Genomic DNA, 16,893 nt, shown 5'->3' on the forward strand with positions numbered 1-16,893 from the left:
GTCGCGCTTCACATGCCATCCGGGTGGCCCGGTCCTTGAGTTCCTCACTGTACTTGCGTGGTGCTGCCATGCTCTCCATCCTTCACAGGTTCGAGAGCCTCCGACAGACCCGGGGCGGTTCAATGATCGTCGCGATCGCGAGGATCAAGAACCACTCGACGGCGGCGGTGCCGTACACGCTGCGGACGACCACCCTGGTCGTGCGAGTTCTCATCGAATGAGTATGGCCGGTCCGACGAACGGAAGCGGCACGATTGCGCCGTTGCCGCTGGTCGAGCTGGCACCCTCCGCTGGTTGAGCCGGCCCCGATCGGAGCGAGGCGCCCACCCCCGCTGGTTGAGCCGGCAACGAGCCGCCAGGCGAGTCGCCCACCCCCGCTGGTTGAGCCGGCAACGAGCCGCCAGGCGAGTCGCCGTGTCGAAGCCACCTGGCGACCACCTCTTCCCCCGCTGGTTGAGCCGGCAACGAGCCGCTAGGCGAGTCGCCCACCCCCGCTGGTTGAGCCGGCAACGAGCCGCCAGGCGAGTCGCCGTGTCGAAGCCACCTGGCGACCACCTCTTCCCCCGCTGGTTGAGCCGGCAACGAGCCGCTAGGCGAGTCGCCCACCCCCGCTGGTTGAGCCGGCAACGAGCCGCTAGGCGAGTCGCCGTGTCGAAACCACCTGGCGACCCGACGATCTCAACCGGCGCCAACCCGGACGGCACCATACCGCAACGCCCAGAGCACATTTCGTCGACAACGATGTCACTCCTGTGGAGACTCATCCGGAATTGTCGGTGATCGGGTTTAGATTGGTTGGTAACAGATCACCCAGCTCGGGGCGGGTGATGAAAATCAGGCGTCGGGGGGCGTTGTGCGGGTGTGGACCGATCTACCGGGCGAGTACGTCGCCGGGGTCGATCCTGCCCACGCCGCAGAGACCGACATGGTCATGTTGATGGCCGGCCTCGACGCCACACGACGCGGCGAGTCCTACCTCGCCTGGCACCGCTATCAGACGATCGCGGCGATGACCGACCGCCTGATCACCACCAGCGCGTCCGGGTTCGTCATGGACGGCCACGCCGACTGCGCGGCCCGCATCGCCCGCCAAGCCGGGGTGTCCCGCCGGCACGCCGAAACCCTCATCGACGAGGCCCTCGCACTGCGCGATCGGCTCCCCGAGGTAGCGGACACGCTGCGTGACGGGGTCCTGTCGCAGTGGCAGATCCGGTTGGTCATCTCCCGCACCGAACTGATCCCCACCGATGACCCCATCACCCCCGCGTTGGATGCCGAGATCGCCGACACCGTGCGCCGCCGCACAGGTGTGTGGGACCGAGCGCGCCTGCGCGACATGGTCGACCGCCTCGTCTTCCGCCACGACCCCGACGCGGTACGCCAACGCCGCAAAGACGCCATGGATCAACGTGGGGTATGGACCCACGAACTGCCCGACGGCACCGCCGAACTCACCGCGGTGATGTCGGCGGAGAACGTGCGGATCTCGGCCAAAGCCGTCGCCATCCTCGCCGACTCGGTCTGCAAGCGGGATGGCCGCACCCAGGGGATACGACGATCCGATGCGATGTTCGCGCTGTTGACCCGCACCAGCTTCGACTGCCAGTGCGACGATGAACAGCCCTGCACCGCCGACATCCCGGACCCGCAAAGCGTCCTCGACGCGGTCCGCGCCGAAGTCGTGATCCATGTCGTCACCGATGCCACCACCCTGGCCGGGGCACCCGGGGTCGGGTTCCTCGACGAACACGGCATCATCAGCGACGAACATGTCCGTGACCTCGCCGCCCGCCCCGACGCCACCCTCAGCCCGGTCACCCCCGCCCGCACCCAACCCACCTACGTGGCCCCCAGCAACAACGACGCCGACCAGCGGCGGACCGCCCAGCGCCCGGCACCAGCCGAGGACACCCGAGCAGACGCCGCCACGACCGGCACCCGCGGCGGAAATAAAACGGACGCAGCCGAACCCGATCGACCCGTCGAGACCACCGCGAGTGTCGCGGTGGTCTACCCGGCGACGCACCCCGGCAACGGATACCGGCCCACCACGTCGTGCGCCGACTTCGTACGCGTCCGGGACGGATATTGCACCGAACCCGGCTGCACCCGTTCAGCGTTCGCGTGCGATCTCGATCACGTCACCGAGTACGACCACACCGACCCCGCCCGGGGTGGGGCGACGTCGAGTGAGAACCTCAACGCAAAATGCCGTCCCGGTCACCTGTTCAAAACCCACGGGGACTGGGTCGATGTGCAATACCGCGACGACGACGGACGCCTGGTCACCGAATACGAGACCCCCGAAGGGGTCACCCTGCCCGGCGACGCCGAAACCCTGGAAGACACCTTCCCCAACCTGCGGCGTATCCGGTTCGAACAAGCCGCCCAAGCCCCACCCACCCCACGGGTGATCACCGCCGTCAACCCGGAGCGCACGCACAGCCGACTGGACGCCAAACTGGCCCGCCGGCGACAAGAACGCGCCCGAAACAAGCGAGCCCGCGAAGAACTCGACCGGTTGGACCCACCCCCGTTCTGACAAACACGAGCGTTCCCCTGATCGGGTGAAAACTCGCCGGTAACTTGTCCTTCTTCCTTGCGGCTGCGAACATTTGACGTGGTTTCACGATCGTGGAGACCGAATCAAACATGCCAATGGCCGGTGATCAGGTCGGCGGCGGGGGCAAGGGCGGGAAGACATGAACGGATTTCGACGGACGCTGCGCGCGTCTACGGTGGGTTGCGCGCTGTGCCTCGGCATGGTCGTCCCGACGGCACTGCCCACCACCGCTGCGGCCGCACCGGTCTTGTCGGCCGAGACGTTGGCCACCATCGAGGGACTGAACGACGACGGCGTGTTCCGACCCGCGGAACCCGACGACGGGCTCGGTCCGGACTGGCTGTCGACGACGTTCCCGCACGTCGATGGGAACACGATCGTGGTGGTGACGCCCGGAACCGACGACGGCACCCTGTTCCCGCGCATCAGGGGACTCCGTGCCGGCCGTCAGGTTCTGGTCGTCGACTACCCGGAAGCGCTGGGCCCATTGGTGTCTGGCCGGTCTGGTGCCATCCTGCCGATCTTTGCCCCGAGTTACGACGCCTCTCGGGATGTCGCCGTCGACAACAACCTCAAAGTCATGCGGGCATTCGCACAGCAGACCGAGGGGCAGCCGTACGTCGTCTACACCGGCTACTCGCAAGGCGCCGAAGCCCTGGGCAATGCTGCGGAGATCGCGGTCGGTCAGCCGAACGGGATCGACGTCGACAACTCGACGATCCTGCTCATCTCCGATCCGCGGAGCCCGTGGGGCCTGAAGGCGTGGGCCGACAACAACATCGTCGGCTCGGTGTTCGAGCTGTTCGGCGCCGAGAGCAACGGAGCCCGCGATCCCGGTGCCACCGGCGAGGAACTTCCGGTGACGTCCGTGATCGTGGTCGGCGATCCGGTTGCCAACTTCCAGTGGCGAACACTCCGGCCGGTGAGTTCGCTGCTCGTGAACGCGGCCGGATTCATCGCGATCCATTCGGGCCTGGGCGAAGAGAACTACGGCAATCTCATCGACTACACCACAGCGCCGACGACGATGAAAAGCCGCGACGGCAATACGACGTACGTCGTCTATCAACCGAAACACCACCCGCTCACGTTGGTCGCGATGATCCTCAACGACGCGGTGGGTATCGAGCCGAGTGAAGACGATCTCGAGCGATGGGACGCGGTCAACAACGCTTTCTACCCGCTGGTGACGCCGACCGAGTCGAACGCCGCGGTGCCGGTCGAGTCGTCGTCGACCGACGACGAGGACGCGGTCACCGCCCGCCTCGCGGAACCGGCGGACCTGGGCGAACCGCTGACCGAGTCGCCCGCGCCAGCCGAGATCGAGAGCCCTGACGCCCCCGCCGAGGTGACCCCGTCCGGAGGACGCCATCGCGCACCCGAGAACGAGAACGCAGACTCGGACACAACTCCGGAATCGACCCCGTCTGAGGGCGGGCGGCACCGCCTCACCGGCAGCGGACGGCACTCCGCAGAGCCCGAGTCGGAGGACTCGGAGCCGTCTGACACAAGCTCCGATGCCGACACATCGACTCCGGCCGAGTACACCTCAGACGTGTCAGACACCGATAGTGACACCTCGTCTGATTCGAGCGACGCCGAGTCCGGTGCGGCAGCCTGACAGCTGAAAGCCGACCGACGACAACGTATCCAACGTCCCTACCGAGCCACTTGGCGGTAGCGCCGGCTCCTCGCCTCTCGGCGGAGCCGCCGACAAGTCCAGCGCGGGGCCGAGCAATCACCCCCTCGACCCCGCGCTGGTCGAACTAGCAGCTGGCCGCTGGTTGAACCGGCAACGAGCCGCCACCCCAGCTGGTTGAGCCGGCAACGAGCCGCTGGGCGAGCCGCCCACCCCCAGCTGGTTGAGCCGGCAACGAGCCGCTGGGCGAGCCGCCCACCCCCCGCTGGTTGAGCCGGCACCGAGCCGCTGGGCGAGCCGCCCACCCCCCCGCTGCTGGTTGAGCCGGCACCGAGCGGAGCGAGGCGCCGAGTCGAAACCACCTGGCGACCTACATCGAGAACCTCACCCTTGCCCGATGAGGAACGCCGCCACCGCAAAGGCGATGAGCACCAACGAGATCGCGCACCCGAGCACCACTTGTTTGGCGGTCGACATGGGTGCGTACGGGTCTTTGTACTCGTACCGGTAGGTCGGTGGGCTGGAACTCTCGGCGTCGGCAGTATGCCGCGCCGAGCCGTGGCTGGGTTGTTCCGGGAATTGGTCATGTGAGGGTAGACGCGGCGTACCCCCCGGTATCGCGTTCACCGGACCATCATGCCCGCGTCACGGAGATTTCGCACCTCGCGTGCGTCGTACGATCGGGTGAATCCGTTGTGGCCGTTGCGATTCGGACCACAATCACGGCTCGAACCTTCGCGTCTCACACGTCCAGCGTTCGCTCGAACAAAGAATCCCCAGCAGTCTCAGACTGCTGGGGATCGTTGTGGTGGCCAGAGTCGGGATCGAACCGACGACCTTCCGCTTTTCAGGCGGACGCTCGTACCAACTGAGCTACCTGGCCGGAAGGTACCGGTTGACGATGAACCGAAACCTTTGGCGACCCTGACGGGACTCGAACCCGCGACCTCCGCCGTGACAGGGCGGCGCGCTAACCAACTGCGCCACAGGGCCTTGTTAAATTATCTGCGCGGACCTCGTTACCGAGTGCCGCGCAGGCGTACCCCCTACGGGATTCGAACCCGCGCTACCGCCTTGAAAGGGCGGCGTCCTAGGCCGCTAGACGAAGGGGGCCGGTCGTGTTCTCCGTTGGGAGCTCGCATAGCTTATGACAGGTCTCGCGCAAACCACAAATCGACTGGTCAGCCCCATAAACGAAGCATCGCGACCAGCTCGACGACACGCACACCGAGGGTCACGTTCGCACCGTTTGCACACGTTGTAAACTCATCGACGCCCCGGCTCGCCGGGGCCCTGCCCCTATAGCTCAGTTGGTAGAGCTACGGACTTTTAATCCGCAGGTCCCAGGTTCGAGCCCTGGTGGGGGCACCATCATGACGATCCGAAGAGGTCCAGTGCCGAGGTGAGCGTCGATTCCCGCTGCGGTACCACCAGGACGCTCGTCGGCGTACCCGACGGGCTTCCGGACACAATCAGATTCTGCTTGCCGCCCAGAACCGCAGTTCAGATAGACCGAATACCGACCCGATGGCAGACCAGTAGTTCTGCCCGCGCGGCCGTTCTGAACCGGAGGCACGACCGCCTGCCTTCGCGCCCGAGTCGGCGCGGATTCAGTCTGGCCCTTCGCCGGGAAATGTGCGAACTCGCCTGAAGCACAGCGAGACTCGGTGTCACCTGATCGGACGAACTCTGTCTTCACGGGGCTCGTGGGACGACGGTGCCTGACTACGATCCTCAGGTGACGCTATCCGCCCGGCTGGGCTCTCTGGCCATCCTCTGTCTCCTTGTGGCCGCCTGTAGCACGTCGGGCGACGGCAGCCCGAGCTCCCCGTCGGAGAGCACGACCGCGTCTGCCGATTCTTCCCCGGTGGTCGTCGTGCTCGACGGATCAGAGTCGATGCTGATCGCCGACGCTCCCGGCCCCCGCATCGACGCTGCACGCGCCGCCGTGACTGATTTTGCGACCGGCCTCCCCGACGGCACACCGTTCGGACTCGTCGCCTACGGGAACACGCTCAACGCGAAGACGACGCGCCAGGCGGCCGGCTGCCAGGACGTCACGACGATCATGGATCTGGCACCCATCGACAAGGGGGCAGCAACCGAAGCCATCGCCGGTGTCGAGGCCCAGGGCACCCCACTGTCGAAGGCTCTCACCCAAGGTGTCGAGCTGCTGGCGGGCAGCGGAGGGTCCGTCGTTCTGGTCTCCGATGGAGAGGCAAACTGTCCGCCCGATCCCTGCGACACGGCCCGGCAGCTGCGCGCTCGCTACCCCGACGTCACGATCAGCACCATCGGCTTCCGTTCGACAAACACCCAGCTGGAGTGCATCGCCCGCGAGGGCGGCGGTGTGTACATCACGGCAGACAACTCGCAACAGCTCGCCGCACGGATTGCCGCCGCCCGTGACGCCGACTCGGCGTCGACGAAGCTGACCAACACCGGACTGGCCGGGGTGAACCTGGGGTCTCGGGCCGATGAGATCAGAGCCACGACGCCAGGCTTCCCGGAACTGTCCACGGGAACGGTGGACGGCGACCGCGTGGTCGTGCGCTGGCGCGACTGCGAATGGGTATTCGCCGAGGGCGTACTGGTCGAGATCCGCCCGCTCGGATCGGCGGTCACGACAGTCGACGGGGTGACGGTCGGCACTCCGATGAGTCGCGTCGTCGAACTGTTCGGCGAGCCGGTTCGTGACGACAAGGCCATGTCCACTGCATATTTCGCAGCAGATGAACCCCGCGGTATCGCGCTCAAGGTTTCCTACGACGGCGATGTCGCCAGCGGTACCGTCAAGACTCTCACCCTGTGCACGTGCCTGCCGAAACCGGCTTCGAAGGACGAGGCCGACAACTGCGGGCCCACAGCCGATTTCCCGAAGCTTCGGGTCGTCGCCAGGGGTGTTGATTGCCAGAGCGCCCTCCGTCTCGTCGAACGCTACGTCGACGATCCCCGCACCCAACGCGGTGATCGCGGCGCGCAACTCGATTCGTGGGGATGCAACATCCTCGGCGCCGCGGAAACCGAGGCGGGTGAACCTGTCATCCGCTGCAAGCGGCCCGACGGCGCGCAGGTCACGGTCGAGGAACCCAGGAGCGCGTCGGATGTGAACGCCACCCCGACGAAGCAAGAGGTCTGCGACGCATGGCAGAAAGTCTCGGACCTGTACCGAACCAGGACTCTGATCAACTCCCGTGGTCCTGCAGGTGGCCTCGAAGCTGTTGCCGAACTTGGCGACCTCGCCACGAGGTACCCGGACGAAGCCGTTCAGTACGAGGGCACATACCTGGGGGAGCTCGCGGACAACGGATCGGTGAGTATCTCCGCCTTCACCTCGCAGCAGAACCTGAAGGCCTTTTGCCGGGCCTGAGGTACTGCGCCACTCCCATACATCTCACAGAAGAACCGGAATACCAACATGATCGACGGCCACAGCTCCCTGATGACCCGCGTCCGCATCACGACTCTCGCAGCCCTCGTCTGTCTGCTCAGCACCGTGCTGGCGGTGCCCGCGACGGCGTCCCCGGGTGGTCCCGAATACGTCGCGTTGGGCGACTCGCGCGCTGCCGCGCCAACGAACGGATCCAGCCTGCGCCCAGACGGTTGCGGGCGCACACCCGACGGCTACCCGGTACACGTGGCCTCGCGGCTCGGACTCACGATGAGGTCTGTCGCCTGCGTCAACGCCACCACCGCCAATGTCACGACGACGCCCCAACTGACGCTATATGGTCCGCGTCCTGTCCAAACACACGCGCTGTCCCGGTCGACGCGGCTGGTAACCCTGTCGATCGGCGGCATCGACCTGCAGTGGTGGTCGCTGGTGTCGTCCTGTTTCACCAAGACGTTTGGCCCCGACGCGCGCTGCCGCGACAACGCCTCGGTCACAAGACGAATCAACTCCGGCCTGGCCTCACTCGCACCCAAGATCGACGCCACGCTGACCCGGATCGGACAGCGCGCTCCCAACGCACGCGTCGTTCTCGTCGGCCACGGCGGCTACTACGGACAGAACGGCTGCCCCGGTCAGGCGAACATCAGCACCGCAGACGCTGCATTCGTCCTACGGTTCTTCGAGCGCTTCAACGCAGTGCTCCGAGACTCCGCTCGGGCACACTCGGTTGTTTTCGTCGACGTGGCCGGACCTGCCGCCGGACATGACGCATGCGCAGGTTCAGCTCGATGGTTCGAGGGAAACATCTCACGGTCGGCAACCCAGGTCCGCCACCCCACCCCGCTCGGCAGCAAGGCCATCGCGGACCTGGTCGTCGCGGCGCTCTGAACCGACCCGTGGTTGCGCCGGCCCCAGCGGAGCGAGGCGTCGAGTCAGAGCCACCCCAGATCGTCCTGTCAGCGGCACTCACTCCGCGCGGGTTTCCCGCGCAGACGGTCGTCGAGCCACGTCAACGTGTCGGGCAGGCCGGCGAAGATCCCGGTCATGTGTTCGGCCGGGTACTCGCGGTACGACGCTGACGCCCTGAGCGCGCACTGCTCGGCGAACAGGGCGCGAGCCTGGCTCGCCGGTATCCACCACTCGTAGGTCCCGTGGTAGATCCGCAGCGGCATCGTCGCCCGGTGATCCTTCATCGAAGTGATCGCGAAAAGACGCTCGGCGACGGGTGAACGGTAAGGATCGGGGTCGGCCGACAGAAACTGGGTGGGTATGTGCGACACACCCAGGACACCCATCCCACTGGTACACAGGTCCCGCATCGGAGACGTGGCCAACCAGCGTGCCGCGTTGTTCGCCATCGCGAGGACTTCGGGACGTTCCCGTGCGACACCGAGCATGGCGGCGTGGAACACCCCGGAACCGAGGTTGGCGTTCATGGCCCCGGCCAGGGAGCGGTAGTCGGCCGGCACACCCCCGTATGCCGCGCCGACGATCCGCCCGGCCTGCTCCGGGGCGTAGGAATCGGCAAGCTTCGCCGCGGCATTCGTGGCAATCGCGCCACCGGAGTATCCGTGCATGGCGATCGGTCCGGTGGCGAAGTTGTCGGGGTCGAGCCGGCCTGCCGCCCGCAGCGAGTCCATGATCACGTGCGCTGCGACGTACGGTTCGGCGTACGCCATCCGGGGTCCGGTGTGGTCGGGCATGATCACCGCGTAGCCGCGGTCCAAGGCCAACTGCGCGAACGGCGGGATGAGGTCGGTGGTGTTGGTGTCGGCGTGGTAGCCGTGAGCAAGCGTGTAACCGGGCGTGCACTTCGTCCCGAGCGCGACGATCGGCGAATTGTGAACCAGCACCGGACGCGACCGCGGTCCCTTCCATGCCTTGGCAGGGACGAGGAGGGTCGCGGTACCGAAGATCGGCTGATCCCCGGCGTCGACGCTCCGGAACTTGATCTGGCGAGCCGACCGCAGCGGAACCGTCATCAGCAACTGCGCCGTGCGCATGACATCGCGAGTGGCGATCACATCTCCGGCAGCAAAGCGTGCGAGGTCGGCCGGCCATTGATCGAAGAACCGGTCGCCGCTCGGCGAGGGCATGACCGCCTCGCGAAGTTCCTGCAACTCGTGAGAGGCACCGGGCGTCACCGAGCGGGCAGGTATGCGGTGCAACCTCTTCACCGGCGGTGCCGGCACAGCGGCGTCGATGGCCTCGGGAAGCGCGGAAGGCGCCGGACCGAGATTCGGCGGCTCGGCCAACCCCTCCGCAGTTCCTCCGATCGCACCGATCGTCATCCCCGTCGCCATCACTGCAGAAATCGCTGCGCGCAGCGCCCAGCCCCGCAGGTTCCACCATGCCGGCATCGCCGATACTCCTCGTCACACAAGCGATCACGGACCGGAACACCCCGCTGGTCAGCCACTTCTCGCATCGAAATCGAACCCCCGTGATGATAAAGGGTTGGCGTTAACTGTCGGCGACGGCCCTGTTGACTGTCCGACGCCGTCACAGACTCAACCCCGCATCCGACGCCGCTCGGAAGTAGAGAAATCGCAAATTCGATCCCGAACGCGTCCTGACGACGTTCAGATCATCACGGGGTCTCTTCAGGCGAGGTTCCGACCGTCACTCGGATGTTGTTGCCTGCGTTGCGCTTCAGTTGCCTTGTCAAACAACACAGTAAGGCTGGCAATCTCTTCGAGGGTGCAGATTCCGTCTTCGATGGCCCTGATGAGCAGGGCGATCTTTGACGGCGCGGGTCGGCCGACGACTCGGTACTTGTCGCGGATCCGAGTGAGGTGAGTATGCACCGTGGATTCACCGACGAAGAGTCGTCGGGCGGCCTGCTGCTTGGAATCACACGCGAGCCACACGGTCAGCACCTCGATCTCGCGCTTGCTGAGGGCAGGCCGCCCTACCGAATCAAGAGCCTGAATCGTCATCGTTGCACTCCTGCTGGTCTGCTGTGGCTGATGGGAGTGACGTTAAGACGGTCGCGGTGTCGGCGACAGACCGATCTTGCGGGGGCACCCGCGATGGTGCCACCGCCCCGGGGGGCATCGATAGTCAAGCGAACGGTCTGCCCGTACGTGGGACGGCCTGGGTTCCGAGACGAGGAAGCTCCTCTACCTCATCGGCGGTGATCTCGGTGCGTCGTGTGCCGGCGGCATCGGTCACGAGTACCGAGGCCACGGTTTCCCGGCCGGATGGCCACATGCGTACGCACACGCGCCCGCCCGCCGCTTCTTGCAAGGCGTGTGCGGCTGCCTCACGCACTGAGGCAATGACAGCGGGGTCCTGTTCTGGCGTACCGGAATCGTCGAGAAAGATGACCTCCACGCCCCGCTGTCGCGCGCTGTACGCGGCTTCGTCGAGCTCGAGCGTGGACAGAATCGGCGCTCTCAGCCGGTCGCGCAGGTGGGCCTCGAGTAGTGCGCACTCTCCTCGCTCAGCTGCGGTGAGGGGTTCGCCTGACGCGATCTTCTCGATCATCGGGCGGGCGAGGCGATCGAGGTGGCGTGCTTGCTTCTCGCGCTCATCGGCGCCGGCGGTTTGCGCAGCCAGTTCGGCGACGCGTTCGGTTGTCTGCGCCCGTAGCGAGAACACCGCCTTCGCCGTGGGCCGAAGAGTGAACGACAGGAGAGTCGCCATCGCCAGAGGGGCTGCGTCGATGGCAACAAAACTGATGCCGTACGCAGCGCCCCGACCGACAGCGACGGCCCACACTGCGAACACAAGCACCATTCCGAGCAAGCCGATCCACGGCGCGATCCGCCGGCCGCGGACATTCATGAAGCAGTAGATCGACGTCCCGCCGCCGTGTATCCAGGTCTGCAGAGGCGAACTCAGAACCGCGGGGGTCGCCGACAACACAAGCGCACACGCCACCGGCCCCGAGGCGGTCAGCATCAGAGTCGTCCCGAACGGGAGAGGGTCGCCGGGAACGAGGACGAGGACGAGCGTCGCGGCTATCAATATGATCGATCCCAGTGCCGCCACCCAGGGAGTCGTGTAACTGTTGACCGTGGCCACGGTCACGATGACCATGGCGACGAGGTAGCTACCGATGATGAGCCATGCACCGCGCGTTCGCATTCCGAGCAGGTCGCGAATATCCTCGCGCCCACCGGTCGGGCTCACCATCACCGCACCCACTCCAAGAACACACGAGTGCCGCGCATCGGCGCCGACTCGATGGTGGCGGAGCCACCGATGTGCGCCATCCGTTCACGAATGCTGATGGCGATTCCGAGCCGGTCGGCCGGCACCGTCGACGGTTCGAAACCATGCCCGTTGTCGGCTACTTCTATGTGCAGCCGGTCATCCGTGATCTCCACCGAGACAATCGTCTTCGACGCCCGCGCGTGACGGCCGCTGTTGCGCACTGCCTCCCCTGCCGCCGCCGCGATTGTATGGACCACCGTGGCGGGATAGCCGGCGTCTGAGCTGTCGATTGTCCGGCGAACCTCGAAACGCCGGGTCGGGTCCACCGTGGCCGTCACCTCGCTGAGATGCGTCAGAACAACGTCGACGGTCATCGTGCCGTCGGTGTCGGCGTCGCCGCGGATCCTATCGAGTGCGTGCAAGGTGGCCTGGGCTTGAGCGGCCAACTGCGTGGAGTTCCCTCGGCGAGCGGCGACCAGCAAGGTCGCCATGACGCCGTCGTGGGTGAGTTGATTGAACCGTTGCCGCTCGTTCGCGCGGGCCTGCGACGCGGCGGCGGCCGCCGCCGTTCGGTAGGCCTGCGCCCGCGTGTCATCGAGAACCGTTGCGGTACGCATCCCCATGACCGCTGCGGCGAAGTACACGAGCGAGAAGGCGAATGCCCACGCCATATCCGGAACGAACAGCCCGCTGCGTGCGACGTCGCGGGCCACGTAGTTGATCGTGACGCTCGAGATCACCACCACCACAAGCACGACAAAGGCGTAGGTCGGACGCATGGCCAGTGCGGCGGCGATCGCAGCCAATCCACAGAAAGAGAAGAACCATATGCCGGTGGTTTCGGAAAGGTGCGCGCCGTTCCAGCCGAAACCCCACGTGAACACCGCCGCCAAATAGCCGCCGGTAGCAAACCCTGCACACACTCGTAGGGCTCGAGGCGACCCTCGCCATGCGAGCGGCCCCAGCGCGAGCCCGGGACCGAACACGACAACCAGTGCGGGCACCGTCCACCACATGTGCATCACTGCCAGTGACGCCGCGATAGCCGGGGAGGTGAGCACCAGGTACACCAGGTAGCCACAGGCGATGAACACAGCGAATTGCCGCAGAATCCGCTGACCTGCGGACTCGTCGAGTGCGACGTCGTGATCAGACGCTATCTCCGCCGTCGAAGCCGCCGCGGTATCGGTAGCCATCCGTCCTCTATCGCTCGAAACATCAGATGCTGCCGAGTCGGCGCGGGTCGCCCCACTGCGGCGTACTTCGTTCTGATCCGTCCGACGTAGTCACTGACCGTGTCCGGGGACAGGTTCATGGATTTGGCAACTCCGGCAGTGGATTCGCCTGCGGCATACAGCTCGAGGACACGTCGCAGCTGTGGTGGTAGGTCGACGAAGTCGTCGTCGGCATCGATCGCAGCCGCCCAATCCACCGTCGGAGTCTCCTCCCCCGAGAGCACCGCTCGGATGGCAGCCAGAAGTACGTCGTCGTCAACGTTCTTGCGCAACACCGCTTTCACCCCCGCACTGGCTGCCAACCGGACCAGATAGGGTTCGTCTCCGGAGGTGTAGGCAACAGCCGGGATGTCGAGTTCAGCGAGACAGTCGACGTTGATCTGCGGTGAACTCCCGTCCTCCAACCGCAGATCGAGGACGACCAAGTCGAGATCTCGGGTCACTGTCAGCAACTCCGACACCGTCGCCGCGCCGGCGGTGAACTCCAGGTCCGGCTGGTCCCCGAGAATCGCCCGCAGCCCGGCGACGATCGACGGGTGATCATCGACGACTCCGATCCGCGCGCGCTCGCCCCGTCGCACCACCATTGCGCAATCATGACCGACGCCCCTCGACCACGGTGGCAAAGTTGCACGGATCACATCCGCTCGCGCCTCGGGGACCGCGTGTTGACATCACTGACGCTAGCCCGTCGACTCGAAGCTCTGTATCGACTGAACGGGCTGTTCTCAGCCGGCCACAGGGCGCCATCGGACCGGCCTGTCAGACGGTGCCCAGACCCCTCGTAACGTTCACCGACACGGCTGGGATACTCCTGCCGTGACCCGATTCCGCCTCGCACTCGTCGCCGTTCTCGCCATCGCGATCAGCTGCGTGTCGGTACCGTCGCTTCTCGCCGCGCCGGCTGCACCCGCTTACGTCGCCCTGGGAGACTCCCGCGCCGCAGCGCCGACGCTGACCTCGGCACAGCATCCGGACGGGTGCGGACGTACCCGCGACGCCTACCCGACGCACCTCGCCTCCCAGCTCCGGATGAATTTCACCTCCGTTGCCTGTGTGAACGCCACCACGGCAGACGTCACGACCCGCCGACAGACGACATCATTCGGCGCCCGGCCCGTCCAGATCGACGCACTGTCGTGGTCCACACGCCTCGTGACTCTCTCGATCGGCGGCAACGACCTCCGCTGGTGGTCGATCGTCTCCTCCTGCTTCACGCCCAGGTTCGGCCAAGATGCCCGGTGTCGCCAGGATCGAGTCATGGCCGACCGGATGACCTCGGCCCTGACAGCCGTGGCACCGAAGATCGGCGCAACTCTGAGCACCATCGCCGCCCGTGCACCCCTCGCTCGCGTGGTCCTCGTCGGTCACGGCGGTTACTACGGCCGAACGGGCTGCCCCGGCCAGGCGAACATCAGCAACGCCGACGCCGCGTACCTACAATCCTTCTTCAAGAGATTCGACGCCATCCTCCGAACCGCCGCCGTCACCCGATCGATGACGTTCGTCGACGTCGCCTCCGCTGCCGTCGGACACGACGCATGCGCCGGAGCAGCACGCTGGTTCGAAGGGAACGCCTCGCAGTCCCAGACCCAACCCCGCCACCCGACGCCTCTCGGAAGCCGTGCGATCGCAAATCTGATCGCGCGATCACTCTAGGTCGAGCGCTCCACAACCGAAGAGCTACGAGCCGGTCCTCTCGTCGGGACAGCGCGAAGCGGACAACAGACACGCCGCGTCGGTACAAATCTGTGCCAACTCATCGGCGCGTTACGGCGCTTCGACGAACCGCCACGCGGCAGCATTCTTCACTCCCGACGTCCTATCGGCCTCCCTTTTCCGGCGTGATTCGTGAGCGTTGGGATTGCATCCCCGGCCGCTGGAAAAAACGACTCACAAACAGTGGCGGTCAATAGTCAACCGCGGTTCATCAACCTGGGATTGTCAACTAGAAAATCGCGGGTGATTGTCATCACAGGCCATCCAGCCCTTTGCCGTACTCGCCAGTAGGCATCGGACAAGCAGTACATGCAGGTCAGACCACCGAGAGACGGTGCCGAGGTGGCCCATCGATGTCGTGTCAACACGCTGATCGCGTTTCGAGACAGTCGACAAGAATCACGTGACAAACGTTTCCGGGCCGCTTTGACCAAGACAGATGAATCGACCCGACGTCGGGCATTGAGTCATTCGTCCCACTTACCGGCCTTCCTCGACAATGCGGTGCCACGGACCAGACAAACGTCGAAAAGAAACCGTGTGAATGGCGCGGAATGCGTTGTAGTGTTCCGATTTGCCAAGGCAGCGAGCCGCTCGAATACACCGGCCGTTCGCCTGTTGTTTCACTCAGGGGGAGTACATGAGCGTTCCCATCGACCGGGTCACGCGTGCCTTCGTCGGCACGGAGCGTACTCCTGACGCGACGCCGACGACGCCGCACCGATGGCTGGTCGCGTACGCGCGGCACGTCGCCTGGACCGACCTGGCACTCATCTCGATCGCCGTCCTGGCGGGGCAATTCCTGCGGTTCGGCGCCGACCCGTTCCGGCCGATCGGACGCGACGGTATCCCCGCACTCCTGGTCACCGTCACCCTCATCGTGGGGTGGCAGACAGCGCTGCGCGTCACCCAGTCCGGTGACCCGCGCATTCTCGGCGCCGGGCCGGTCGAGTATCACCGTGTCCTGAGCGCGTGCTTCGCATGCTTCGGCGTCTGGGCGATCGCCGACGTGGCCTTCGCACTGGGTATCGCCCGCGGCTTCATCGCCATCGCGCTGCCGGCCGGCACCCTGATGCTCGTCGCCGGACGATGGGGCTGGCGACGACATCTGTTGCTGGGCCGCGAAACCGGACGATACCTCCGATCGGTCCTGGTCGTCGGCTCGCGATCGTCCGCGCGGGCACTCATCGATCGGTTGGACGAGAATCCCGCTCTGGGTTACCGGGTCGTCGGGGTCTGCCTCACCGATGTGCCCGGCGCCGCTGCCACACCGCGATTCTCCGGACTCGCGACCCACCTCGGGGGCGCCGACGTCCCGGTCTTCGCCGGCCACGACCGCGCTCCCGAACTGGTCCGCACCTGCGGGGCCAACACCGTCGCGGTCACGTCCGCCGACGCTCTCGGACACCGGGCGATGCGCGAACTGTCGTGGGAACTCGAGAACTGCGACGTCGAGATGCTCGTGGCCCCGGGACTGATCGACGTCGCCGGTCCGCGGATCACCGTGCGGCCCGAGGCGGGACTCCCGCTGCTCCACATCGATCGTCCGCGGTACAAGGGTGCCAACCGTTTCCTGAAGCAGACCTTCGACAAGGTCCTGACAGTGGTTGCGCTGGTACTTCTTTCGCCACTGCTCGCCCTGTGCGCACTGGCCGTCAAGCTCGACAGCAGAGGTCCGGTGTTCTACCGCGCCGAACGCATCGGCACCGACAACACCCCGTTCGTCATGTGGAAGTTCCGGTCGATGGTCGTCGACGCCGACACCATGCGTGCCGGTCTCGCCGTCCGCGACGACGGAAACGGGGTCCTGTTCAAGCTCCACACCGATCCGCGGGTCACCCGCGTCGGCCGGATCATTCGGCGCTACAGCCTCGACGAGCTGCCGCAGTTGTTCAACGTGCTGGGCGGGACCATGAGCCTCGTCGGTCCGCGCCCGCCGTTGCGCGAGGAAGTCGAATCCTACGACCTGGTCGTCCGGCGGCGCATGCTCGTCCGGCCGGGCATGACCGGCCTGTGGCAGATCTCCGGACGCAGCGACCTGTCGTGGGAGGACTCGGTGCGTCTCGATCTCTCCTACGTCGAAAACTGGTCGCTGACCTCGGATCTCGCCATTCTGTGGCGCACCGCGAGTGCGGTCCTGTCCCGCCGGGGCGCCTATTGACCGCCGCGTCCGACCACCCTC

Annotated in this window: 12 protein-coding genes and 4 tRNA genes; 7 read left to right on the forward strand and 9 right to left on the reverse strand. The window is 65.9% G+C overall.

Annotated elements, in window-relative coordinates:
* The first annotated feature begins 859 nt into the window (after positions 1–859).
* Positions 860–2,542, forward strand: a complete 1,683-nt coding sequence (locus AS181_RS21740) for an HNH endonuclease signature motif containing protein (RefSeq protein ID WP_058253622.1) — start codon at positions 860–862, stop codon at positions 2,540–2,542.
* A 160-nt stretch (positions 2,543–2,702) separates the two neighbouring features.
* Positions 2,703–4,184, forward strand: coding sequence for a PE-PPE domain-containing protein (locus AS181_RS21745; protein WP_058253579.1), 1,482 nt, complete (start codon positions 2,703–2,705; stop codon positions 4,182–4,184).
* A gap of 402 nt (positions 4,185–4,586) precedes the next feature.
* On the opposite strand, the gene AS181_RS21750 is transcribed toward AS181_RS21745, so the two are convergent.
* From AS181_RS21750 to AS181_RS21765, 4 genes are all read right to left on the reverse strand, one after another.
* On the reverse strand, positions 4,587–4,829 hold the full coding sequence (locus tag AS181_RS21750; protein ID WP_058253580.1) for a hypothetical protein: 243 nt from the start codon (positions 4,827–4,829) through the stop codon (positions 4,587–4,589).
* A gap of 179 nt (positions 4,830–5,008) precedes the next feature.
* A tRNA-Phe gene (locus AS181_RS21755) sits at positions 5,009–5,085 on the reverse strand.
* Between the two features lie 33 nt (positions 5,086–5,118).
* Positions 5,119–5,195: transfer RNA gene (locus AS181_RS21760), tRNA-Asp, on the reverse strand.
* A 47-nt stretch (positions 5,196–5,242) separates the two neighbouring features.
* Positions 5,243–5,315 (reverse strand) — tRNA-Glu (locus AS181_RS21765).
* 182 nt (positions 5,316–5,497) lie between these two features.
* Here AS181_RS21765 and AS181_RS21770 point away from each other — a divergent pair.
* The 3 genes from AS181_RS21770 to AS181_RS21780 all read left to right on the forward strand — a co-directional run bounded on the left by AS181_RS21770 (position 5,498) and on the right by AS181_RS21780 (position 8,484).
* Positions 5,498–5,573: transfer RNA gene (locus AS181_RS21770), tRNA-Lys, on the forward strand.
* A 505-nt stretch (positions 5,574–6,078) separates the two neighbouring features.
* Positions 6,079–7,572: a vWA domain-containing protein gene (locus AS181_RS21775; RefSeq protein WP_139114249.1), complete on the forward strand. Its 1,494-nt coding sequence runs from the start codon at positions 6,079–6,081 to the stop codon at positions 7,570–7,572.
* Positions 7,573–7,620: 48 nt separating this feature from the next.
* Positions 7,621–8,484 (forward strand): SGNH/GDSL hydrolase family protein, encoded by an 864-nt coding sequence (locus AS181_RS21780; protein WP_231742644.1) that lies wholly within the window; start codon positions 7,621–7,623, stop codon positions 8,482–8,484.
* A gap of 68 nt (positions 8,485–8,552) precedes the next feature.
* Here the strand turns inward: AS181_RS21780 and AS181_RS21785 are convergent, their stop codons facing one another.
* The 5 genes from AS181_RS21785 to AS181_RS21805 form a co-directional block, all read right to left on the reverse strand.
* On the reverse strand, positions 8,553–9,956 hold the full coding sequence (locus AS181_RS21785; protein WP_058253583.1) for a lipase family protein: 1,404 nt from the start codon (positions 9,954–9,956) through the stop codon (positions 8,553–8,555).
* Positions 9,957–10,199: 243 nt separating this feature from the next.
* Positions 10,200–10,535 (reverse strand): LuxR C-terminal-related transcriptional regulator, encoded by a 336-nt coding sequence (locus AS181_RS21790; RefSeq protein ID WP_058253584.1) that lies wholly within the window; start codon positions 10,533–10,535, stop codon positions 10,200–10,202.
* A 124-nt stretch (positions 10,536–10,659) separates the two neighbouring features.
* The gene (locus AS181_RS21795) at positions 10,660–11,736 is read right to left on the reverse strand and encodes a hypothetical protein (protein WP_058253623.1); all 1,077 of its coding nucleotides are present in this window, start codon (positions 11,734–11,736) and stop codon (positions 10,660–10,662) included.
* Positions 11,736–12,818 carry a sensor histidine kinase gene (locus AS181_RS21800; protein ID WP_175404378.1) on the reverse strand — a complete coding sequence of 361 codons (1,083 nt, stop codon included), beginning with the start codon at positions 12,816–12,818 and terminating at the stop codon, positions 11,736–11,738. Before AS181_RS21800 ends, AS181_RS21795 begins: the two co-directional genes overlap by 1 nt.
* Positions 12,819–12,913: 95 nt before the next feature.
* A complete protein-coding gene (locus AS181_RS21805; protein ID WP_058253586.1) occupies positions 12,914–13,579 on the reverse strand; it encodes a response regulator transcription factor in 666 nt (221 codons plus the stop codon).
* Between the two features lie 232 nt (positions 13,580–13,811).
* Between AS181_RS21805 and AS181_RS21810 the strand changes: the two genes are divergently transcribed.
* The gene (locus tag AS181_RS21810) at positions 13,812–14,651 is read left to right on the forward strand and encodes an SGNH/GDSL hydrolase family protein (RefSeq protein WP_058253587.1); all 840 of its coding nucleotides are present in this window, start codon (positions 13,812–13,814) and stop codon (positions 14,649–14,651) included.
* Positions 14,652–15,351: 700 nt separating this feature from the next.
* Positions 15,352–16,872: a sugar transferase gene (locus AS181_RS21815; protein ID WP_058253588.1), complete on the forward strand. Its 1,521-nt coding sequence runs from the start codon at positions 15,352–15,354 to the stop codon at positions 16,870–16,872.
* Positions 16,873–16,893: the final 21 nt, after the last annotated feature.

This window comes from Gordonia sp. SGD-V-85 (genome assembly GCF_001456905.1).
In the GTDB taxonomy this organism is placed as follows: domain Bacteria; phylum Actinomycetota; class Actinomycetes; order Mycobacteriales; family Mycobacteriaceae; genus Gordonia; species Gordonia hongkongensis.